The sequence below is a fragment of the Brachybacterium rhamnosum genome (assembly GCF_039526185.1).
Lineage (GTDB): Bacteria > Actinomycetota > Actinomycetes > Actinomycetales > Dermabacteraceae > Brachybacterium > Brachybacterium rhamnosum.
Genome location: NZ_BAAAIS010000002.1, coordinates 1,220,581 through 1,240,681, shown reverse-complemented (window position 1 = coordinate 1,240,681; position 20,101 = coordinate 1,220,581). Strand labels below are relative to the sequence as shown.

The 20,101-nt window shown below is 72.4% G+C and carries 19 protein-coding genes and 1 tRNA gene; 15 read left to right on the top strand and 5 right to left on the bottom strand.

The window, feature by feature from the left end:
* Positions 1-10: 10 nt before the first annotated feature.
* Positions 11-1,129, bottom strand: coding sequence for a glycosyltransferase family 4 protein (locus ABD080_RS07520; RefSeq protein WP_343904286.1), 1,119 nt, complete (start codon positions 1,127-1,129; stop codon positions 11-13).
* Positions 1,130-1,139: 10 nt separating this feature from the next.
* Complete coding sequence (locus ABD080_RS07515; RefSeq protein ID WP_137769824.1) at positions 1,140-2,288, bottom strand: NAD-dependent epimerase/dehydratase family protein; 1,149 nt, start codon at positions 2,286-2,288, stop codon at positions 1,140-1,142.
* A gap of 149 nt (positions 2,289-2,437) precedes the next feature.
* On the opposite strand from ABD080_RS07515, the gene folP reads away from it, so the two are divergent.
* Complete coding sequence (gene folP / locus ABD080_RS07510; protein ID WP_343904285.1) at positions 2,438-3,364, top strand: dihydropteroate synthase; 927 nt, start codon at positions 2,438-2,440, stop codon at positions 3,362-3,364.
* Between the two features lie 74 nt (positions 3,365-3,438).
* On the opposite strand, the gene ABD080_RS07505 is transcribed toward folP, so the two are convergent.
* A complete protein-coding gene (locus ABD080_RS07505) occupies positions 3,439-4,251 on the bottom strand; it encodes a serine hydrolase domain-containing protein (protein WP_343904284.1) in 813 nt (270 codons plus the stop codon).
* The gene (locus ABD080_RS07500; RefSeq protein ID WP_137769821.1) at positions 4,248-5,090 is read right to left on the bottom strand and encodes a serine hydrolase domain-containing protein; all 843 of its coding nucleotides are present in this window, start codon (positions 5,088-5,090) and stop codon (positions 4,248-4,250) included. Before ABD080_RS07500 ends, ABD080_RS07505 begins: the two co-directional genes overlap by 4 nt.
* A gap of 224 nt (positions 5,091-5,314) precedes the next feature.
* Between ABD080_RS07500 and ABD080_RS07495 the strand changes: the two genes are divergently transcribed.
* From ABD080_RS07495 to ABD080_RS07455, 9 genes are all read left to right on the top strand, one after another.
* Positions 5,315-6,079, top strand: coding sequence for a L,D-transpeptidase family protein (locus tag ABD080_RS07495; RefSeq protein WP_343904283.1), 765 nt, complete (start codon positions 5,315-5,317; stop codon positions 6,077-6,079).
* 250 nt (positions 6,080-6,329) lie between these two features.
* A complete protein-coding gene (locus ABD080_RS07490) occupies positions 6,330-7,043 on the top strand; it encodes an FHA domain-containing protein (RefSeq protein WP_137769819.1) in 714 nt (237 codons plus the stop codon).
* A 7-nt stretch (positions 7,044-7,050) separates the two neighbouring features.
* Positions 7,051-7,563 carry an FHA domain-containing protein FhaB/FipA gene (locus ABD080_RS07485; RefSeq protein ID WP_264451037.1) on the top strand — a complete coding sequence of 171 codons (513 nt, stop codon included), beginning with the start codon at positions 7,051-7,053 and terminating at the stop codon, positions 7,561-7,563.
* Positions 7,560-8,843, top strand: a complete 1,284-nt coding sequence (locus ABD080_RS07480) for a PP2C family protein-serine/threonine phosphatase (protein WP_343904282.1) — start codon at positions 7,560-7,562, stop codon at positions 8,841-8,843. The genes ABD080_RS07485 and ABD080_RS07480 overlap by 4 nt, the downstream gene beginning before the upstream one ends.
* Before the next feature lies 1 nt (position 8,844).
* Complete coding sequence (locus ABD080_RS07475; protein WP_137769816.1) at positions 8,845-10,239, top strand: FtsW/RodA/SpoVE family cell cycle protein; 1,395 nt, start codon at positions 8,845-8,847, stop codon at positions 10,237-10,239.
* The gene (locus tag ABD080_RS07470) at positions 10,236-11,681 is read left to right on the top strand and encodes a peptidoglycan D,D-transpeptidase FtsI family protein (protein WP_343904281.1); all 1,446 of its coding nucleotides are present in this window, start codon (positions 10,236-10,238) and stop codon (positions 11,679-11,681) included. The genes ABD080_RS07475 and ABD080_RS07470 overlap by 4 nt, the downstream gene beginning before the upstream one ends.
* The gene (locus tag ABD080_RS07465) at positions 11,678-13,165 is read left to right on the top strand and encodes a serine/threonine-protein kinase (protein ID WP_343904280.1); all 1,488 of its coding nucleotides are present in this window, start codon (positions 11,678-11,680) and stop codon (positions 13,163-13,165) included. The genes ABD080_RS07470 and ABD080_RS07465 overlap by 4 nt, the downstream gene beginning before the upstream one ends.
* Positions 13,162-15,381 carry a Stk1 family PASTA domain-containing Ser/Thr kinase gene (gene pknB / locus ABD080_RS07460; RefSeq protein ID WP_343904279.1) on the top strand — a complete coding sequence of 740 codons (2,220 nt, stop codon included), beginning with the start codon at positions 13,162-13,164 and terminating at the stop codon, positions 15,379-15,381. The genes ABD080_RS07465 and pknB overlap by 4 nt, the downstream gene beginning before the upstream one ends.
* The gene (locus tag ABD080_RS07455; RefSeq protein WP_343904278.1) at positions 15,368-16,033 is read left to right on the top strand and encodes an anthranilate synthase component II; all 666 of its coding nucleotides are present in this window, start codon (positions 15,368-15,370) and stop codon (positions 16,031-16,033) included. The genes pknB and ABD080_RS07455 overlap by 14 nt, the downstream gene beginning before the upstream one ends.
* Positions 16,034-16,063: 30 nt before the next feature.
* On the opposite strand, the gene ABD080_RS07450 is transcribed toward ABD080_RS07455, so the two are convergent.
* Positions 16,064-16,816, bottom strand: a complete 753-nt coding sequence (locus tag ABD080_RS07450) for a DUF881 domain-containing protein (RefSeq protein ID WP_343904277.1) — start codon at positions 16,814-16,816, stop codon at positions 16,064-16,066.
* Positions 16,817-16,929: 113 nt separating this feature from the next.
* On the opposite strand from ABD080_RS07450, the gene ABD080_RS07445 reads away from it, so the two are divergent.
* The 5 genes from ABD080_RS07445 (at position 16,930) to ABD080_RS07425 (ending at position 19,736) form a co-directional block, all read left to right on the top strand.
* Positions 16,930-17,652 carry a cell division protein CrgA gene (locus tag ABD080_RS07445; RefSeq protein WP_343904276.1) on the top strand — a complete coding sequence of 241 codons (723 nt, stop codon included), beginning with the start codon at positions 16,930-16,932 and terminating at the stop codon, positions 17,650-17,652.
* Between the two features lie 137 nt (positions 17,653-17,789).
* Positions 17,790-18,833 (top strand): FeoB-associated Cys-rich membrane protein, encoded by a 1,044-nt coding sequence (locus tag ABD080_RS07440; RefSeq protein WP_343904275.1) that lies wholly within the window; start codon positions 17,790-17,792, stop codon positions 18,831-18,833.
* 140 nt (positions 18,834-18,973) lie between these two features.
* Positions 18,974-19,049 (top strand) — tRNA-Arg (locus ABD080_RS07435).
* Positions 19,050-19,224: 175 nt separating this feature from the next.
* On the top strand, positions 19,225-19,398 hold the full coding sequence (locus ABD080_RS07430; protein WP_343904274.1) for a hypothetical protein: 174 nt from the start codon (positions 19,225-19,227) through the stop codon (positions 19,396-19,398).
* Positions 19,395-19,736: a hypothetical protein gene (locus ABD080_RS07425; RefSeq protein ID WP_343904273.1), complete on the top strand. Its 342-nt coding sequence runs from the start codon at positions 19,395-19,397 to the stop codon at positions 19,734-19,736. Before ABD080_RS07430 ends, ABD080_RS07425 begins: the two co-directional genes overlap by 4 nt.
* Positions 19,737-20,101 lie beyond the last annotated feature (365 nt).

The following is a 20,101-nucleotide window of genomic DNA, read 5'->3' as shown; positions in this document are numbered from 1 at the left end:
CCCCGCCTGCTCAGCCGTGCTGCGCGATCGCCATCTCGTAGTAGCGCAGGAGGTCGTCCGACGCCGCCTCCCAGGAGTACTTCTCCGCCTCGGCGCGGGCCGCGGCGCGGATCCGCGTGCGCAGCTCCCCGTCGCCGAGCCGCTCGAGGGCGGCGTCGAGGGAGGCCTCGTCGCCGGAGTCGAAGAGCAGCCCGTCCAGGCCGTCGGTCACCTGCTCGAGGGTGGGGCCGGAGCGGGCGGCGACCACCGGGAGCCCGGAGGCCATGCCCTCGAGGATGACGAGCCCCAGGGTCTCGGTGACGGAGGGGAACACGAAGGCGTCGGCGCTCGCGAAGGCGCTCGCGAGCTCCTCCCCCTCCATGAAGCCGGGGAAGACGGTCGAGGTGCCGCGGAAGAGCTGCTCGAGCTCCCCGCGGAACGGCCCGTCGCCCACGATCGCGAGGGCCACGTCGTCGCGGCGGTCCATCATCGGCCGCAGCCGGTGGATCTCCTTCTCCGCGGCGAGGCGGCCCACGAACACCAGGAGCTTCTTCTCCGGGTGCCCCTGCGTGAGCCGCTCACGCATCGCGTCGCTCGCGAAGGAGGGGTGGAAGGTGCGGGTGTCCACGCCCCGTCGGACCACGTGGAGGTTCTCGATGCCGTGCTCGGCGAGCTCGGCGCGCATCGTCTCCGAGGTCGCGATGTTGACGTCCGCGAGGGCGTGGTTGCGCCGGATCTGCCACCACACGGCGGGCTTGCCCCACCGCCACGCCCGGTACAGGTCCAGGTAGCGCGGGATGTGGGTGTGGTAGCTCGCGACCAGCGGGATCCGCTGGCGGTGCGCGGCGAAGGCCCCCGAGGAGGCGAGCAGGATCGGCTGGGCGGCGTGGACGACGTCCGGGTGGAAGCCCCGGATGATGCCGTCCACGGTGGGGCTCGGCAGGGTGAAGCGCCGATGCTTGTAGAACGGCAGCGTCACCGGCCGCACGCCCACCACCCGCGCCCCGTGGTGCTCGGTCACGCCGAGGTCCGGCGCGATGACCATGACCTCGTGACCGAGGTCCACGTAGCGCTCGACGGCGTGGCGCAGCCTCGTCACCACGCCGTCCACGGAGGGCAGGAAGGTCTCCGTGACGATCGCGATCCTCACCGGGTGGTCGTCACTTCCAGGTGACGGTGGGCATGACGAGCTCGCGCTTGACGCGCTCGGTGTTCTGCTGGGCGACCTTCAGGACCTCGGCGAGGTGCTCGTCGGTCAGCAGGTGCGGCTCCAGGCCCAGGTCCAGGAGGTTCGTGTTGACCGCGTTGTAGTAGTGGTCGTACTTCTCCACGCGCGGGTTCTCGGTGTTCGCGATCTCCGCCTGCATCCCGAGGTCGCGGGCGACCTTCTGGACCTTCTGCGCGAGCTCGAGCACGGAGAACTGCTCGGTGAACTGGTTGTAGACGCGGAACTCGCCGCGGTCGGCGGGGTTCAGGCAGGCCAGCTCGATGCAGCGCACCGTGTCCTGGATGTCGAGGTAGCCGCGGGTCTGCGAGCCGTTGCCGTAGACCGTGAGGTCGTGGCCGATCGCCGCCTGGATGATGAAGCGGTTCAGGGCGGTGCCGAAGACGGCGTCGTAGTCGAAGCGATTCACGAGGCGCGGGTCGAGGCGGGTCTCGTCGGTCTCGAGGCCGTAGACGACGCCCTGGTTGAGGTCCGTCGCGCGGACGCCCCAGACCCGGCACGCGAACATGATGTTGTCGCTGTCGTGCACCTTCGTGAGGTGGTAGAACGATCCGGGGGCCTTGGGGAACGGGAGGCGGTCCTTGCGGCCCTTGTGCTCGATCTCGATCCAGCCCTCCTCGATGTCGATGTTCGGCTGGCCGTACTCGCCCATCGTGCCGAGCTTGACGAGGTGGCAGTCCGGCGCGTGGTCCTTGATCGCCCACAGCACGTTGAGGGTGCCCTCGACGTTGTTGCGGTGGTTCTCGATCGCGTGCTCGCGGTCGATCATCGAGTAGGGGGCGCTGCGGTGCTCCGCGAAGTGCACGAAGGCCTCCGGCTGGAGGTCCTCGAACAGGTGCGAGACGGTCTCGTAGTCGGTGAGGTCGCCGATGACGACGGCGATGTCCTTCCCGGAGACCTCCTTCCAGACCTGCACGCGCTCCTCGAGGGGGAGGATGGGGGTCACGGAGTTCGAGCCGAGCTCCTCGTCGATCTCGCGGCGCACCAGATTGTCGACGATCGTGACCTCGTGGCCCTTCTGCGAGAGGTAGAGGGCGGTGGGCCAGCCGCAGAATCCGTCTCCGCCGGCGACGACGATCTTCATGGTTCGATACCTCCGATAGGTCGGTTCCCGGCGTTCGCGGGGACGCCCTCGGCCGGATCGAGGATCAGAGCGTCCGCTCTTAACGTAATGCAGGGCGACAGGCCGTCAAAGACGGACTCCCGCCGTCATGAACAGCAGAGGAATGACCGATGACCCAGGACCGACGCCCCGATGTCACCGTCGTGCCGGCGCCCGCACCGACCCTCGACCTCCTCGGCCCCCTCCGCCCGCGGCCGCTGCCGCCCACGGATCGCCGGGTGCTCGTCATGGGCATCGTCAACCGCACCCCGGACTCCTTCTTCGACCAGGGCCGCACCGACTCCCTCGAGAAGGCGGTCGCGGCGGGCCTCGCGGCGGGCGCGGCGGGGGCGGACCTCGTGGACGTGGGCGGCGTGAAGTTCGCGCCCGGCGAGCCGGTCCCGGTGGCCGAGGAGATCGACCGCGTGGTCCCCGTCCTCGAGCGCCTGCGCCGCGAGCTGCCCCATGTGCTGCTCTCCGTGGACACCTTCCACGCCGACGTCGCGGAGGCCGCGATCGCCGTGGGCGCCGATCTCATCAACGACACGACGGGGCTCTCCGACCCGCGCCTGGCCGGCGTGGTGGCCCGCACGGACGCCTCCCTCGTCATCACCCACTCGCTCGCCGAGCCCCGCCGGGCGCACCCGCATCCTGTCTACGGGGACGTCGTCGCCGAGGTGCGGGAGTTCCTCGCGGTGCGCGTGGAGCAGGCCCTCGCGGCGGGCATCGCCCCGGGGCGGATCGTCGTGGACCCCGGCCCGGACCTCAACAAGTCCACCGTGCAGACCCTCGAGGTGCTGCGCGGCTGGGAGCGCTTCGCCGATCTCGGCCATCCCGTGCTCGCGGCGCTCTCGCGCAAGGACGTCATCGGGGAGTCGCTGGGCCTCCCGGCGGCCGAGCGCCTCGAGGGGTCGCTCGCCTCCGCCGCCTGGGTCATCGAGCGCGGCGCCCGGCTGCTGCGGGTGCACGACGTCGCCGCGACGGTGCGCCTGGTGCGGATGCTCGAGGTGATCCGGGGCTGGCGGGACCCGGAGGGCCCGCTCGTGCACAACGTGTGAGGCCGACGGCGGCGCCGGCGTCAGCGTCAGCGTCGGCGCCGGCGCCGGCGTCGGCGTCTGTGTCGGCGTCAGCGTCAGCGTCGGTGCTCGGCGAGCACGGCGTCGGCCAGCCGCGGCATGACCTCGCGGTGGGCGTCGCAGAAGTCGTGCGAGGTGCCGACCACGAGCGCGAGGTCCGCGACGGGGTCCACCCAGAAGGCGGTGCCGCGCATGCCGAAGTGGCCGAAGGTCTCCGGGGAGTTCCCGCTCCCGGTCCAGTGCGGGGACTTGTGGCCGCGCACCTCGATGCCGAGGCCGAAGGGGTTCGGGTCCTGCTTGCCGAAGCCCGGCATGATGCCCACGAGCTCGGGCAGCTGGGGGGTGGTGAGCTCGCGCATCCACGGCGCCTCGAGCAGGGTGGGCCGCAGCAGCTCCCCCGCGAGCAGGGCGAGGTCCGTGAGCGCGCCGTGGGCGCCCACGGAGGCGGAGCCGGTCCAGTCGAGGCCGGTCATGCCGAGGGGGTCCGCGACCCGCTCCTGCACCCAGTCGCCGAAGTCGCGGCCGACGGCGCGCTCGACGTGGCGGGCCGCCTCGTCGATCCCGAAGTTCGAGTAGTGGCGGCGCAGCCCGGGCGCCTGCAGCGTCGAGTCCGACTCGTAGAAGTAGCCGGAGGCGTGCGCGAGCAGGTGGCGCAGGGTGGAGCCGGGCGGGCCGGCCGGGTCCTCGAGGTCCGCGCACCCCTCCTGGAGGGCGATCGCGCAGGCGGTGCCGGTGACGGTCTTGGTCACGGAGCGCCAGGGACGCACGAGGTCGAGGTCGCCGCGGGCGGCGCGCACCCCCTCCGGGCCGATGACGATCGCGGCGGCCTCGAAGCCGAAGCCGTCGAGGAGGTCGAGCGCGGTGCTCACGGGCCGCTCTCCCCGGGCAGGGCGTCCGCGAGCAGGGCGTCGGTCAGGCCGGGCCAGGCGGCGACGTGGGCGGGACCGAAGGGCTCCGCGCCGAGGTAGGCGGCGGTGAGGCCCGCTACGGGGTCCACCCAGAGGAAGGATCCGGACTGGCCGAAGTGGCCGAAGGTCCGCTCGCTGCTGCGGGAGCCGGTCCAGTGCGGGTGCTTGCTCCCGCGGATCTCGAACCCGAGGCCCCAGTCGTTGGGGCGCTGGCGGCCGTAGCCGGGGAGGATGCCGTCGAGCCCGGGGAACTGCACGGTCGTCGCCTCCCGGTGGAGGTCCTCGGGCAGGAGCGTGGGGGCGAGCAGCTCGCGGCCCACGGCGAGCAGGTCGCGCACACTGCCCCGGTAGCCGGCGGCCGGGGAGCCGTCCACCTCGAGGTCGGTGAGGCCCAGCGGCGCTAGGACGGTCTGCTCGACCCAGTCGGGGAGGTCGTGACCGGTGGCGTCCTCGAGGACCGCGCCGAGCACCTCGAAGCCGGCGTTGGAGTAGATGCGGCGGGTGCCGGGCTCGGCGATCGCCTCGGCGCCCTCGAAGGGGAGGCCGGCGGTGTGGGCGAGGAGGTGGCGCACGGTCGCGCCGGCGGGGACGCCCTCGCGGTCCACGGCGTCCTCGAGGTCGATCAGCGCGCGGTCCACGGCGACGAGCGCGGCGAGCGCGGTGATCGGCTTGGAGACGCTCGCGAGGGGGCGGACCCGGGCGGGGTCGCCCTCCGTGCGCAGCACGGCGTCGGCGTCGCTCAGCCCGAGCTCGTGCGGGGCGGGCAGCGGCTCGGGGGGCGGGGGCGCGACGTTCTCCACCGGGCGATGATCGCACAGCGCCCGCCGGGACGAGGGGTGGCCGAATCGTGATCCGGGGCCGGCCGTGCCCCGCACCTGGGGGATTCTCGACTACTGACCAGAAACCTGCTGACCAGGAACTCTTTACCCCTTGTTGACTCGAGTGCGGCTCGTGCATGATGTCCCAGGGGGCCGGAGATACCGGACGACCCAGGCAATACCGGCATCACAGGGGGAAGACCATCATGAACCGTCCGCTCATCCATCTCTCCGCGCGGCCGCTGCCGTCGGAGTCCGACCCGGCCCCGCCGGTCGACCAGCTCCCCGTCACGTCGCGGCGCGGGCTGATCCTGCTCGGCGTCGGCACCCTCGGCGCGGGCCTCACGCTCGGCACCGGCACGGCGCTCGCCGCCCCGGTGCTCAAGAAGGGCTCCCGCGGCTCCGCCGTCACCACGCTCCAGAAGAACCTGAGCGCCCTCGGCTACTGGTGCGGCACGGCGGACGGCAGCTTCGGCCACGTCACGGAGCAGGCCGTCTACGCCATCCAGAAGGTCGCCGGGCTCGGCAAGGACGGCGTCGTCGGCGCGAAGACCCAGGCCGCGATCGCCGCGAAGAAGAAGCCGAGGAGCGCCGTCACGAGCGGCTCCTCCTTCGACATCGACCTCAAGCGGCAGATCCTCATCTGCTACACCGGCGGCCGCGTGAAGTGGACCTTCAACACCTCCACCGGCAGCGGCGAGCGCTACTACTCGGGAGGCCGCTGGAAGACGGCGACGACGCCCAAGGGCAGCTTCCGCATGTACCGCCTCTACAGCGCCGGTTGGCAGACGGGCTCCCTGGGCCGGCTCTACCGCCCCGGCTACTACGACCGCGGCTGGGCCATCCACGGATCCACCTCGATCCCGCCCTACCCCGCCTCCCACGGCTGCGCCCGCATCTCGACCGCCGCCACGGATCTGCTGTGGCGGGAGAACTGGATCGTCAAGGACCGCCGCGTCCTCGTGCGCTGACCGCGCCACGACCGTCCCTCGCCCCGTCCCCGGCAGTCCGGGCCGAGGGACACCCGGAGGAGCCCCGCCGCACGGCGGGGCTCCTCCTCCATGAGGCCCCTCCTTCACGAGGCCTGCACGATTCCCTCGCCGTCCTGCCGCGCGGCCCCCGCTCCGCGCCCCCACCTGCACGCTACGATCGGGGGGCGAACAGCCCCGCGCGGCACGGGCCGGCGGAGCACCGATGGCACGAGGACAGCGAGGGTTCACCGTGGGGATCTTGGACCGGATCGAGCGCGGGCTCGACCGCGGGGTGACGAGCGTGTTCTCCCCCGGGCGCGGACAGCTCAAGCCGCTGGACCTCGCCCAGGGTCTCAAGCGCGAGTGCGACGACCAGATCCAGGTCATGGACCGCGTGCGCACCCTCGCGCCGAACGCCTACACCGTCTACCTGCACAGCCAGGACTTCGAGCGCTTCTCCTCGTGGCAGGACACCCTCGTCGAGGAGCTCGTGCGCGTGCTCATGGAGCACGCCGAGAAACAGCGCTACATGTTCGTCGGCCCCGTCCACGTCGACCTCGCGCAGGACGACGACGTGCGTCCCGGCCGGTTCGAGACCGAGTCCCGCACCGAGCGCGGCAGCGTCGCACCCGCCACGGCGGCCGGTCGCGCGGGCGCCGGCGGCCACCCGATCGTCGAGATCGACGGCCAGCAGTACCTGCTCACCGGTCCCGTGACCGTGATCGGCCGCGGCGGCGACGCCGACATCATCCTCGAGGACACCGGCGTGTCCCGGCACCACATCGAGCTGCGCACGGAGGCCGACGGCACGCTCGTCGTCACCGACCTCGGCTCGACCAACGGCACCCACGTGGACGGCGAGCGCATCCGCACGCCCGTGGTCCTGCACGACCGCTCGCTGGTCAAGATCGGACGCACCCGGCTCACCGTCCTGCTCCCGGCCGGTGCGCCGGAGAGCTGGTGAGCGACGCATGAGCGAACTGACCATCGTCGCCCTGCGGCTCGGCTTCGTGCTGGCCCTGTGGCTCTTCGTCATCGCGGTCGTCATCGTGCTGCGCGGGGACCTCTTCGGCACCACCGTCGTGACCCGCTCGAGCAAGGACCCGCGCCGTGAGCAGCGGCCCTCCGCGGCGGGCGCACCGCCCACCGCGGGCGGCGGCGCCACGCGCACCGATCCCGCCGTGACCGCGACGACGCTCGTCGTGACCGCCGGCCCGCTGCGCGGGACGTCGCTGACCCTCGGCTCGACCCCGGTCCTCATCGGCCGCGCGCCCGAGTGCACGCTCGTGCTCGACGACGACTACGCCTCCAACCGCCACGCGCGCGTGTTCCAGCGCGACGACGAATGGGTGGTCGAGGACCTCGGCTCGACCAACGGCACCCTCGTGTCCGGCCGCCGCATCGAGGGCTCGGTGCCGTTCCGGCCCGGCGCCCAGGTGCGCATCGGCCGCACCGAGATCGAACTGAGACGAGGCCCCCGATGACCGTCGCCCTCCGCTATGCCGCACGCTCGGACGTGGGCCTGGTCCGCTCGAACAACCAGGACTCGGGATACGCCGGCAGCCACCTCCTCGTGGTCGCCGACGGCATGGGCGGCCACGCCGGCGGCGACGTCGCCTCCTCCGTCGCGATCGGCCACCTCGCCCGCCTCGACGCGGACACCCCCGCCTCGGACATCGTCGCGACCCTCGAGGAGTCCGTCCTCGAGGCGAACCAGGAGATCCTGCGCCGCGCCCGGGACGAGCCCCAGCTCGCCGGCCTCGGCACCACGATCACCGCCCTGCTGCGGCTCGAGAGCCGCTTCGCGCTCGCCCACATCGGCGACTCGCGCGCCTATCTGCTGCGCGACGGCGAGACCACGCAGGTCACCAAGGACCACACCTTCGTCCAGCGTCTCCTCGACGAGGGCCGCCTCACCGAGGAGGAGGCCGAGCGCCACCCCCAGCGCTCCGTGCTCATGCGCGTGCTCGGCGACGTCGACGCCGATCCGGAGCTGGACCTCTCCCTGCGCCCCGCGCACGTGGGCGATCGCTGGATGCTGTGCTCCGACGGCCTCTCGGGGCTCGTCTCCCTCGACACGATCGACGCGACCCTCCAGGAGATCGAGGACCCGGGCGAGTGCGCGGACGCGCTGATCCAGCTCGCCCTCAAGGGCGGCGGCCCCGACAACATCACCTGCATCATCGCGGACGTCCTCGACCTCGACGACCTCCCCCGCGGCGAGGAGGCGCCCTCGACGACCCCGCAGATCGTGGGCTCCGCCGCGCGCACCCGCCACGCCCCCACGACCGCCTCCGGTCCGGCCGCGAAGGCCGCCGCGCTCACGCGGGAGGAGCCCGAGTTCCCCTACGCCGACGAGGACTTCGCGGAGGACGAGCCCCCGCGGCGCAGCCCGTGGCCGGTGCTCGTCGCCGTCGCCCTGCTCGTCGCGCTGCTCGCCGGCGCCCTGTGGGCCGGGTACGCGTGGAGCCAGCGGCAGTACTACGTGGGCTCCGACGGCACGCACGTCGTCGTCTACCAGGGACTCTCTCAGGACCTCGGCCCGATCTCGCTGTCCTCCGAGGTCGAGGTCACCGACGTCGCCATGGCGGACCTCCCCGAGGTGACCCGCCAGCAGGTCGAGGCGACGATCACGGCCGCGAACCGCGACGCCGCCGAGCAGATCGTGGGCCGCCTCGAGCAGTCCGCGATCACGGACATCCCGGTGGACCCGCAGGGCACCGGCTCGCCCTCCGACGGCAGCGACTCCGGCGAGGCCGGCTGACATGGCCACGATCGTCTCCTACACCGCACGGCCGCGGCGCATCACCCAGGCGCTCCTGCTGCTGGCCGCCGTCGCGATCGGCGTGACCGCCTACGCGCTCGTCTGGCTGGGGCGCTTCGACGAGCTGCCCCCGGGCCTGGTCGAGCACGCCGTCGGCGCCCTCGTGGTCGCCGTCGTGCTGCAGGCCGTGGTCATGTGGCGCGCGCCGTACGCGGATCCGGTGATCCTGCCGCTCGTCGTGCTGCTGAACCTGCTGGGCATCGCGGTGATCGCGAGCGTGGACTCCGCGCGCATCCTCTACCAGGACCGCAGCAGCGCCGTCGCGGACCGCCAGATGCTCTGGGCGGGCCTCGGTGTGATCCTGTGCGCCGCGCTGCTCGTGGCCCTGCGGGACCATCGCTGGCTGCGCCGCTACACCTGGATCGCGGCCGTGACCGGTGCGGTGCTGCTGCTGACCCCGCTCGTCCCCGGCCTGGGCTCCTCGCGCTACGGCTCGAAGATCTGGATCTCGATCGCCGGCAACAGCTTCCAGCCCGCGGAGCTCGCGAAGATCTGCTTCGCGGTGTTCTTCGCCGGGTACCTCGTCTCGCGCCGCGACACGCTCGCGCTCGCGGGCCCCAAGGTGCTCGGGATCCGGCTCCCCCGCTGGGCGGACTTCGGTCCGATCCTCGTGGCCTGGGCCTTCGCCATGGCGGTCCTCGTGTTCGAGACGGACCTCGGCACCTCGATCATGTTCTTCGGCCTGTTCGTCGCGATGCTCTACGTCGCGACGGACCGCCTCTCCTGGCTCGTCATCGGCGCGGTCCTGTTCCTGCCGCCGGCGGTCATCGCCGCGACCCAGATGAGCCATGTGCGCACGCGCCTGACCTGCTGGCTGGACCCGCTCTCGAGCGAGAACTTCGACCGCTGCGGTCAGATCAACGCGGGCCTGTTCGGCCTCGCCAACGGCGGCATCACGGGCGCCGGCCTCGGCGAGGGGCGCCCGAACGTGGTGCCCTTCGCGGAGTCGGACTTCATCTTCTCCGCACTCGCGGAGGAGCTGGGCCTCGTGGGCGCCTTCGCCCTGCTGCTGCTCTACCTGCTGCTCGTCGAGCGCGCCTTCCGCGCCGCCGTCGGCATCTCCGACGGCTTCGGCACGCTGCTCGCCGCTGGCCTCGGCTTCGTCATCGCGCTGCAGGTGTTCGTCGTCATCGGCGGCGTCACCCGGGTCATCCCGCTCACGGGCCTGACCCTCCCCTTCCTCGCCGCGGGCGGCAGCTCGCTCGTGTGCAACTGGATCATCGCCGGGATCCTCGTGCGGCTCTCCGACGCCGCGCGCCGCCCGGCCGCGCGGCAGGTGCCGGGCGCCCCCTCCCCGGCCCCGGCCGGCGGCTCCCCCGCGGAGGCGATCGCATGAACCGTCCCCTGCGCCATCTCTGGCTCGTGGTCAGCGTGCTCTTCGTGCTGCTGTTCACCTCCACCACCTACTTCCAGGTGGTCGCCCAGGGCCGCCTGAACGCCGACGGCCGCAACGTCCGCACGATCTACAACGAGTTCGGCCGCCACCGCGGGCCGATCGTCGTGGACGGCACCGCGATCGCCTCCTCCGCGCGCTCGGACGACTCCTACGGCTACCTGCGCAGCTACGACCCGGGGGCGATGTATGCCCCGGTCACCGGCTACTACTCGGTGGTCTACGGCTTCTCGGGCCTCGAGCGGGCCCTGAACGACACCCTCTCCGGGGACGCGGACGCCCTGTTCTACCAGCGCATCTCCGACATCCTCTCCGGCAAGCAGGGGCAGGGCGCGACGGTCGAGCTCACGATCGACGCGAAGGCCCAGGAGGCCGCCTACGACGCCCTCGACGGGAAGAAGGGCGCGGCGGTCGCGCTGGACCCGGAGACGGGCGCCGTGCTCGCCATGGTCTCCGCCCCCAGCTACGACCCCGACGACCTCGCCTCGCACAGCACGAAGGACGTGCAGGCGGCCTGGTCAAAGCTCAACGACGACCCCGACCGCCCGCTGACCAACCGGGCGATCGCGGGCGACCTCTACCCGCCGGGCTCCTCCTTCAAGCTCGTCACGGCCGCGGCGGCGCTCGAGTCCGGCGGCTACACGCCGGAGACGCAGATCCCCGGCCCGGGCACCTACACGCTCCCGCAGTCCAGCTCCGTGATGAACAACCACGCGGGCGGCGGCACCGAGGCCTGCGGGCCGGACGACTCCTCGACGCTGCAGGCGGCGCTCGAGCAGTCGTGCAACACCTCCTTCGCCCTGCTGGGCCAGGAGGTCGGCGAGGACCAGCTGCGCACCACGGCCGAGGAGTTCGGCTTCGGGCAGAAGCTCTCGATCCCGCTCTCGGTGACCCCCTCGACGATCGGGGATGACCTCGACGCCTCGCAGCTCGCGACGACGTCGATCGGCCAGTACGAGGACCGCGTGACGCCGCTGCAGATGGCCATGGTGGCCTCCGCGATGGCGAACGACGGCGCGGTCATGCAGCCGCAGCTCGTGCAGAAGGTCAGCACCTCGGACCTCTCCACGATCTCCGAGCTCACGCCCAAGGAGCTGGGCCGGCCGCTGAGCGCCTCGAACGCCGCGCTCATGCGGCAGATGATGGAGGGCGTGGTGAGCGAGGGCACGGGCACCGCCGCCCAGATCGACGGCGCCGAGGTGGGCGGCAAGACCGGCACCGCCGAGTGGGGCGACGGCCGCACCGCCCACTCGTGGTTCGTGGGATACGCGCAGCAGGACGACAGGAAGGTCGCGGTGGCCGTGGTGGTCGAGGAGGGCGGCTACGGCTCGCGGACCGCCGCGCCGATCGCCCGTGACGTGATGGAGGCGGTGATCCAGCCATGAGGACCGAAGCGGGACTGGTGCTCGAGGGACGGTACGAGCTGAGGAGCCTGATCGCCACCGGCGGCATGGGCCAGGTGTGGCGGGGTGTGGACACCGAGCTCGACCGCGAGGTCGCGATCAAGGTGCTGCGCGAGGAGTACGCCTTCGACGAGGGCTTCCTCAAGCGCTTCCGCGCGGAGGCGCGGCACACCGCCGCGCTCTCGCACGACGCGATCGCCGCGCTGTACGACTACGGCGAGCTCGAGGGCCGCGCGTACATCGTCATGGAGCTCTGCCCCGGCCGGCCGCTCTCCGAGATCATCGAGGAGAACCCCGGCGGGCTCCCCGAGCGGCGGATCATCCCCGTGCTCATCGACCTCGCCCGGGCGCTCGACGCCGCCCACTCCAAGGGCGTGGTGCACCGTGACGTGAAGCCCGAGAACGTGCTCGTGGACGAGAAGAACGACTGGTCCATGAAGATCACGGACTTCGGCATCGCCCGCAGCTCCGATCAGGCGCGGCTGACGAAGACGGGCCTGGTCATGGGCACCGCCCAGTACCTCTCCCCGGAGCAGGCGATGGGCAAGCAGGCCACCTCGCTCTCCGACATCTACGCGCTCGGCATCGTCGCCTACGAGATGCTCGTGGGGCATCGCCCCTTCACCGGCTCGAGCCAGGTGGAGATCGCGATGGCCCAGGTGAAGAAGCAGCCGCCGGAGCTCCCCTCGGGGATCCACCCGGACCTGCGCCGCCTGGTGATGATGTGCCTCGCGAAGGCCCCCGCGAACCGTCCCCGCTCGGCGGCGGCCGTCGCCCGGATCCTCGAGGCGATCCAGCGCGGCGAGGAGCCCCGCTTCACGACCGGCGCGATCCCGGTGACCCATGTCGAGGACCACGACTGGACGGGCGAGAACCCGACCGGCTCCGCGGCGCGCAGTCGCGGCGGCTCGGCCGCCTCGCCCGCGGGCTCCCCGGGGACGGGACCTCAGGCGACGGGGCCCACCCGCACCGCCGCGATGCCGCTGCCGCTCTCGGGCCGCGGCCGCGGGATCCGCCACCGCTCGGGCGCCTCGGGGCCGTCGGCGCTGTCCGCCTCCTCGGCGAGCTCGGCGCCGGCCCTGCGCTCCGCGGCCTCGCCCTCGCCGGCGGCTCCGGCGGCAGGGGCCGGCCGGCCGGGGGCGGGAGCCGCCGCCGGTCCGGACCAGGCGGGTCGGCGCGAGCGCACCGACCGCACGGAGCGCACGAGCCGCGGCTCGGTCACGGGCCGCAAGGTCATGGGCATGTCCCTGCCGGGCTTCGTGCTGCTGCTCATCCTGCTCGTCGTGGTGCTGGCCGCGGTCGCGGGCGGCATGGGCTGGCTGCCGGTCCCCGCCGCGGGGGCGGCGCAGGGCGCCGCAGTGGGCCTGCTCGCACCGGGCCTGAACAGGCCGGGGGCGGAGCGCCCACGCACTACGATGGGACGATCGGCCCGCAGCGGCCACGGCACGAGGACGGGTGTGGAGTGAGCGGAGAGAGTCTGGTTCTGGGGGGCCGTTACTCCCTCGGGCGGATCCTCGGCCAGGGGGGCATGGCGGAGGTCTTCCTGGCGGAGGACAAGCGCCTGCACCGCACCGTCGCGGTGAAGGTGCTGCGCTCGGACCTCGCGCGCGACGACTCCTTCCAGGAGCGCTTCCGCCGCGAGGCGCAGAGTGCCGCCGCACTGAACCATCCCTCGATCGTCGCCGTGTACGACACCGGCGAGGAGCACCACACCACGGTCACGGGCGCCGAGGTGACGATCCCGTACATCGTCATGGAGTACGTGCGCGGCACCACGCTGCGCGAGCACATCGATCCCGAGCACCCCATGGACCCGCACCGCGCGGGCGAGATCATGGCGGCGCTGCTGAGCGCGCTGGAGTACTCGCACCGCTCGGGGATCGTGCACCGCGACATCAAGCCCGGCAACGTCATGATCACCGACGCGGGCACCGTGAAGGTCATGGACTTCGGCATCGCCCGCGCCGTCGCGGACGCCACGAGCGCGATGACCGCGACCCAGGCCGTCATGGGCACCGCCCAGTACCTCTCCCCCGAGCAGGCGCGCGGCCAGCTGGTCGACGCCCGCTCGGACATCTACTCCGCCTCGTGCGTCTTCTACGAGATGCTCACGGGCCGCCCGCCCTTCACGGGGGACACGCCCGTCTCGATCGCCTACCAGCACGTGCGCGAGCACCCGGTGGCGCCCTCGGCGATCAACCCGAGCATCACCCCGGCGCTGGACGCCGTGATCCTCACGGGCCTGACGAAGGACCGCGAGCAGCGCTACCCGAGCGCGGTCGCGCTCTCGCGGGACATCGCCGCGGCCGTCGCCGGTCGTGAGCCGAAGCTCGTGGACGGCGCCGTCCCGGTGGGCGCGGCGACCGGGCCCGGGGACGACACCCCGGCGACCACGGTCCTCGGGCCCGTCGGCGACGAGACCGAGGCGCTGCCCGCGGTGACCTCGGCGCAGTCCGCGGTCCCCGCGGGGGCCGCGCTGGCCGGCGCGGGGGCGGCGGGAGCCGCGACCGGTCCGGCGACGGGGCAGATCGCGCCCCGCTCGGCGGACGAGGTCCAGGAGGACGAGCGCCGCAAGCCGTGGTGGCTCATCGCGCTCGTCGTCCTCGCGGTCCTCGCGGTGCTCGGCGTGCTGCTGTGGTTCTGGCAGCCGTGGGCGCAGCAGGCCCCCGCCACGGTCGCCGTGCCGACCCTCCAGGGGCAGACCCAGGACGAGGCGGCGCAGAGCCTGGAGGAGGCGGGGCTGAAGGGGAAGTACACCCAGGAGGCCTCCGCCGACGTCGACGAGGACACCGTCATCTCCTCGGACCCGGGCGCCGGGCAGGAGGTCGCGAAGGGCTCCACGGTAAACGTCGTGGTCTCCTCCGGCCCCGCCCCCGTGGACGTCCCGGACCTCACGGGGAAGTCGAGCGACGACGCGCGCGCGGCCCTCGAGGAGGTCGGGCTGACGATGACCGTCGCGGGCGAGGAGGACGCCGTGAAGGCGGAGGCCGGCACGGTCACCCGCTCGAGCCCGCAGGCCGGCTCCTCCGCGACGCCCGGCGACGAGATCCAGGTGTGGGTCGCGACCGGCAGCTACACGGTGCCGAGCGTCGAGGGTCTCACCGAGGAGGAGGCGACCAAGCGCCTGGAGGACATCGGCTTCCAGGTCGAGACGACCGAGGCGGAGTCCTCGGACGCGACGGCCGGCACGGTCACCGACCAGACCCCGCCGAAGGACTCCTCCGCGAAGATCGGCGCGACGATCCAGCTGACGATCGCCACGGCCCCCGGGCCGGTCGCGGTCCCGAACGTCACGGGCCGCTCCTACGAAGACGCCAAGACGATCCTCGAGGACGCCGGCTTCGGTGTGGAGCGCGGGGACACGGAGTCCTCCGACTCGATCGACGAGGGCAGCGTGATCCGCACGGACCCGCAGGCCGACGAGAAGGTCGACGCGGGCTCGACGATCACGGTGATCGTCTCGACGGGCCCGGAGGCGACGCCGACCCCCACCACGGAGGTGCCGACGACAGAGGCGCCCACGACGGAGACCCCGACCACGGAGGAGCCGACGACGGAGGACCCGACCACCACTGAGGCGCCCACCACGACGTCGAACGGCAACAACGGGAACGGCAACGGGAACGGGAACGGCAACGGGAACGGGAACGGGAACGGGAACAACGGCAATGGCAACGGCTGAGCCCGGTCGCGGCGCACGCGTGCTGGTGATCGACAACTACGACAGCTTCGTCTTCACGATCGTCGGCTACCTCGAGCAGATGGGCGCCGTGTGCACCGTGGTGCGCAACGACGCCGTGCCGGAGACGGCCGACGGCGCCGTGGACCTCACGGGCTTCGACGGCGTGCTCGTCTCCCCCGGTCCGGGCAATCCCGGGACCGCGGGCCGCTCCCTCGACGTGATCGGCCGCTGCGCGGAGCAGGTGGTCCCGATGCTCGGGGTGTGCCTGGGCCATCAGGCGCTCGGCGAGCGCTTCGGAGGGACGGTCGCGCACGCGGAGCAGCTCATGCACGGGCGCACGAGCGTCATCGAGCACAAGGGCCACGGCGTGTTCGCCGGGGAGCCGAGCCCGCTGACGGTCACCCGCTACCACTCGCTGACGGTGCTGCCGGAGTCGGTGCCGGAGGTCCTGGAGGTCACCGCCCGCACCGCGGACGGCGTCGTCATGGGCCTCTCGCACCGGGAGCTGCCGCTGCACGGCGTGCAGTTCCACCCGGAGTCCGTGCTCACCGAGGGTGGGCACCTCATGCTCGCGCGCTTCCTGGAGATGTGCGACGGGATCGACGCGGAGGAGCGCTCGCGGGGTCTCGCCCCGCTGCTCGCCTCCTCCTGAGCGCCTCGCGGGAGGGCCCGGCCCCGTGCCTCAGGGCGTGGTGCTCGCGGCGTCGAGGGTGAGGGAGCCGTCGAAGGCCGGGAGGGTCGTCGTGTCGAGGGTCTCGATCTTCTCGCCGAGGCCCACGTAGTCCACCCATTCCCGGTAGACGCTCACGCCGGGATCGGCGTCGAGGGCGGCGAGCATGCGGTCCGTCGGCCCGATCACGGTGATGACGAACGGCGGGGAGTAGACCCGGCCCTCGAGCAGGAGCGTGTTGCCCGCGCAGCGGAAGGCGCTGCCGCCCACCACGCGCTGGTCCATGAGCATCATCGACTCGGCGCCGCCGGCCCAGAGGGCGTTGATGAAGGACTCCATGTCCTGCTGGTGGACGACGAGGTCGTCGGGCTCGACGCCGTCCATCGAGCCGAGCACGCCCGTCGGCGCATCGGTGAGGGTGATCCGCAGGGCGGGACCGGAGACCTCGCTGAGGCCCACCTCGTCGGTGAGCACCTGCGTGCGGGCCTCGGTCTCGGCGTCCGCGCCCTGCGCGGTGAGGCCGTCGATCGCCTCGCGCTTGGTGCGCGCCTCGTCGCCCAGGCGGGAGATCTCCACGTCCCGCTCGCGGAGCACGGAGGCGACGTCCCCGGAGTCGTCGCGCAGGGAGTCGCCACCGGCGAGGCGCGCGGTGGTCACGAACAGCACGCCGCACAGCGCCATGACGACGGCCACGCCGATCCGGCCGCCGAAGGGGCGCCGCAGGGCGTCCGGGTCCGGTGCGGGGGTGCTCTCCTCGCTCGCCATGTCGCCTCCTCTCGTCGCGCCCTCCAGGCACGCCCATTACCCTAGGTCACGGCTCGCACCCGCCGAGCCCGCGCGGCACGCCCGCACGACCCCGATCCGAGGAGCAGCGCCCGATGGCGAGGAGCACGAGGAAGCAGTCCGCCCGCGCGACGGCGAAGGCGAGGACCGCCGCCCCGGCACCCGAGGAGCAGGACGCCCTCGTGGCGGACACCGCGGACGCTGCCGAGGACGCCGCCGACGGCGGCGCCGAGGACGCGGGCGACGCGTCGGGCACGACCTCCCCTGCGTCCGGCACCGCCTCCACCGCCGCCTCCGCCAAGGATCCCGTGCGCCGCGGCCGCCGTCGTGCGACGGTCGCCGAGGACGCCGCCGGCTCCGACGACGCCGACTCCACTGCCGACGCCGCCGATGACGTGGATGCCGACGATGTGGACGACCTCGCCGAGACGGACGAGGACGCGGAGAAGGACGCCGCGACGGGGAAGGGCGCGAAGGCCGCGCGAGCGAAGAAGGGCAAGGGCGCGAAGAAGGCCAAGGACCGCGCCCCCGTCCCCGAGGTGCCCGAGGAGGCGAAGGACGCCACGCGCTCCTCCTCGCCCCGCCGCAGCGCCGCCGCGGAGACCGCCCGCACGAACCGGCGCCGCGTCGCCGCCGTGGCCCCGAACCCGGTGTGGCTCGCGCCGACGGCGGTCGTCCTGCTGATCCTGGGACTGCTCTACCTGGTGGTCTACTACCTGTCCTCGGCGACGCTGCCCCTGCCGATCGGCGACTGGAACCTCGCCGTGGGCTTCGGCGTGATGCTCACCGGCGGCGGCATGCTCATGTTCTGGAAGTGATCCCGGGAGCCCGAGGAGTGGACACCTGTCCATGATGGGGAGTTCTCCCCAAGGCGAAGTGGCGAGTCTCTCGCTAGGCTGAGGCTGCGGCCGCCGCTCGGCGCGTCCGTGCCGACACCTTTTCCCAGGGGCTCCTCATGCACACCCTCACCTCACGCAGGCGGCGGCTGGCCGCACTGCTGATGCTGCCGTTCCTCCTGCTTCTCGCCGGCTGCGGCAAGATCGACGCGACCTTCGACGTCAAGGACGTCGACACGATCGACATCTCGATGGACCTCGCGATCAACACCGACGTCATCCAGGAGTACTACTCCTCGGCGGAGGAGTTCTGCGCGAGCTCGGAGTCCGAGGAGTCCGGCGGCTTCGGCACCGCGACCTGGGAGCCGTACGAGAAGGACGGCATGTGGGGCTGCACGATCGAGGGCACGCTCACCCGTGACGACTTCGGCTCCGACTTCGAGCTCACCGAGGAGAGCGGCGAGCTGCACTTCGTCATGAGCCAGGCCAGCGGCGGCATCACCGAGGAGGACCTCGCGGTCTTCCCCGAGGCGGACCAGCTCCAGGTGAATGTCGTCTTCTCCTTCCCCGGCGAGGTCACCAGCTCCCAGGGCGGCACGATCGACGGCAACACCGTCGTCTACACCGACATCGTCGACCTCTCGCAGGGCGTGGACATCACCGCGAAGTCCGGCGGCTTCCCGTGGCTGGTCGTCATCATCATCCTGGTCGTGCTCGGCTTCCTCGCCCTGCTCGTGATCGCGGCGATCGTGTTCTTCGTGGTCCGCTCGCGCCGCAAGAAGAACGGCGGCGGCAACGGTTCCTCGCAGGCCCCCGTGGCCCCCGCGGCCTTCGGCGCCGCCGCCTATCCGGGCGCCCCCGCCGCCCCGGGCTCCCCGGCCGTGGGCCAGGGCTCCGCACCGCAGGCACCGCAGGCCCCGCAGGGTCAGCAGCCGTGGGGCCAGCCGCCGCAGCAGGGCGGTCAGGACCAGTTCGGCCACCAGGGCGGCCAGCAGCCCGGCCAGCAGGGCGGGCAGCCCTGGCAGCAGCAGGGCGGACAGCAGTCCCCGCCGCCGGCCCCGCAGCAGCCGTGGCAGAACCCGCCCCAGCCGGGCCAGGGCGGCGACGCCCCGGGCGGGAACGGTCAGCAGGGCGGGAACGGCCAGGGCACGTGGGGCTCCTGAGCCACGCGACCGCCTCCTGAGCGGTCCCGACGACGCGTCGGGACCCGGGCGGCGCCGCGGATGTGAGCCGACTCATGGCCGCTCAAGTGGCGCCGCCCCGGGCGGGCCGGTAATGTATTCCAGGTCAGCGCAGCTGGCAGGCGCCCGTAGCTTAACGGATAGAGCATCTGACTACGGATCAGAAGGTTGGGGGTTCGAATCCCTCCGGGCGCACCACAGGAAAGGGCCCCCACCAGCGGAAACATCCGCCAGTGGGGCCCTTCTCGCGTCCCTGCACACGATCTGAACACATGAGGCCACCTTTCCAGCCTGTCATCGCCGCTGCTGGGCCCTCTCGGGTGCCCCTCAGATCGACCTCAGTCCGTCAGACCAGCGGCGGACACTGGCTCCCATGAATATGCGCGAGGAGTACGCCGTCTGGGCAAGGCAGGTGCGAGAGCGGATCGACGATCGACAGGCCGAGCTCGAACTCGGCCTCATCTCCCGGCAGTCGATCGACCTCGACGGGCGGCAGGACCTCGCCGGCGAGGAGTCCCAGGACCCCGGCGGCTGGAACGCGGCATGACCGGCCACGAGGTGTACCTGGCCCATCAGGCGGTGCAGCAGCACGTGGCGGGTCTGGTGATCCGCTACGGGATCACGCTGGACGGGCCGGAGGTGGAGTGGGCGCACTCCGATCTGGACGACTCGCTGCCGGCGTACTCGGTGCGCGTGCGCACGGGCGGCCACGAGCTGCTCCTGCGCTCGGAGGAGTGGGTCGGCCGCACGGACGAGGTGCAGCCTCGCGTCTTCGGCTGGCTGCTGGCGCACGTCGACCTGCATGCCGCGAAGCTGCAGACGGACTCGAAGCGGCTCGCGCCGGAGTGGCTGCAGGCCTGGCAGCAGGTCCACCCCGACGGGTGACACGAAAGCGCCCCCACCCTCCCGTAGGAGAGTGGGGGCGCTTCGCTGTCGGGTGGGTCACAGCGTGATGCCAGGATCGCGTGGTGCGATCTGCGCATGAACCTGCGACGCTTGATTTACGCCGCCAAGTCCGCCCTCCGTACCCAGAAGGGTCGGGAGACCGCCACCCGACTTACCGACACCGCTGCCAGTACGGCACGCCGTGTCTCCCCGAAGCACGCCTCGAAGATCGATAAGGCGCAGCAGCAGGCGCGAAAGTACCTCGACCGGCACTGACCCCTGTGGCGCGAAAGCGCCCCCGCCCTCCTGGAGGAGAGGACGGGGGCACCCAGCAAGGATGAATCCGGAGGGTTTCAAGCACCGGA

Excerpts from the sequence above, each read along its gene's own strand:
- ABD080_RS07430 (WP_343904274.1), top strand. The coding sequence starts at position 19,225 with ATGAATATGCGCGAGGAGTACGCCGTCTGGGCAAGGCAGGTGCGAGAG.
- folP (WP_343904285.1), top strand. The coding sequence starts at position 2,438 with ATGACCCAGGACCGACGCCCCGATGTCACCGTCGTGCCGGCGCCCGCA.
- ABD080_RS07515 (WP_137769824.1), bottom strand. The coding sequence starts at position 2,288 with ATGAAGATCGTCGTCGCCGGCGGAGACGGATTCTGCGGCTGGCCCACC.
- ABD080_RS07425 (WP_343904273.1), top strand. The coding sequence starts at position 19,395 with ATGACCGGCCACGAGGTGTACCTGGCCCATCAGGCGGTGCAGCAGCAC.
- ABD080_RS07475 (WP_137769816.1), top strand. The coding sequence starts at position 8,845 with ATGGCCACGATCGTCTCCTACACCGCACGGCCGCGGCGCATCACCCAG.
- ABD080_RS07445 (WP_343904276.1), top strand. The coding sequence starts at position 16,930 with ATGGCGAGGAGCACGAGGAAGCAGTCCGCCCGCGCGACGGCGAAGGCG.
- ABD080_RS07470 (WP_343904281.1), top strand. The coding sequence starts at position 10,236 with ATGAACCGTCCCCTGCGCCATCTCTGGCTCGTGGTCAGCGTGCTCTTC.
- ABD080_RS07465 (WP_343904280.1), top strand. The coding sequence starts at position 11,678 with ATGAGGACCGAAGCGGGACTGGTGCTCGAGGGACGGTACGAGCTGAGG.
- ABD080_RS07455 (WP_343904278.1), top strand. The coding sequence starts at position 15,368 with ATGGCAACGGCTGAGCCCGGTCGCGGCGCACGCGTGCTGGTGATCGAC.
- ABD080_RS07480 (WP_343904282.1), top strand. The coding sequence starts at position 7,560 with ATGACCGTCGCCCTCCGCTATGCCGCACGCTCGGACGTGGGCCTGGTC.
- ABD080_RS07450 (WP_343904277.1), bottom strand. The coding sequence starts at position 16,816 with ATGGCGAGCGAGGAGAGCACCCCCGCACCGGACCCGGACGCCCTGCGG.
- ABD080_RS07485 (WP_264451037.1), top strand. The coding sequence starts at position 7,051 with ATGAGCGAACTGACCATCGTCGCCCTGCGGCTCGGCTTCGTGCTGGCC.
- ABD080_RS07495 (WP_343904283.1), top strand. The coding sequence starts at position 5,315 with ATGAACCGTCCGCTCATCCATCTCTCCGCGCGGCCGCTGCCGTCGGAG.
- ABD080_RS07440 (WP_343904275.1), top strand. The coding sequence starts at position 17,790 with ATGCACACCCTCACCTCACGCAGGCGGCGGCTGGCCGCACTGCTGATG.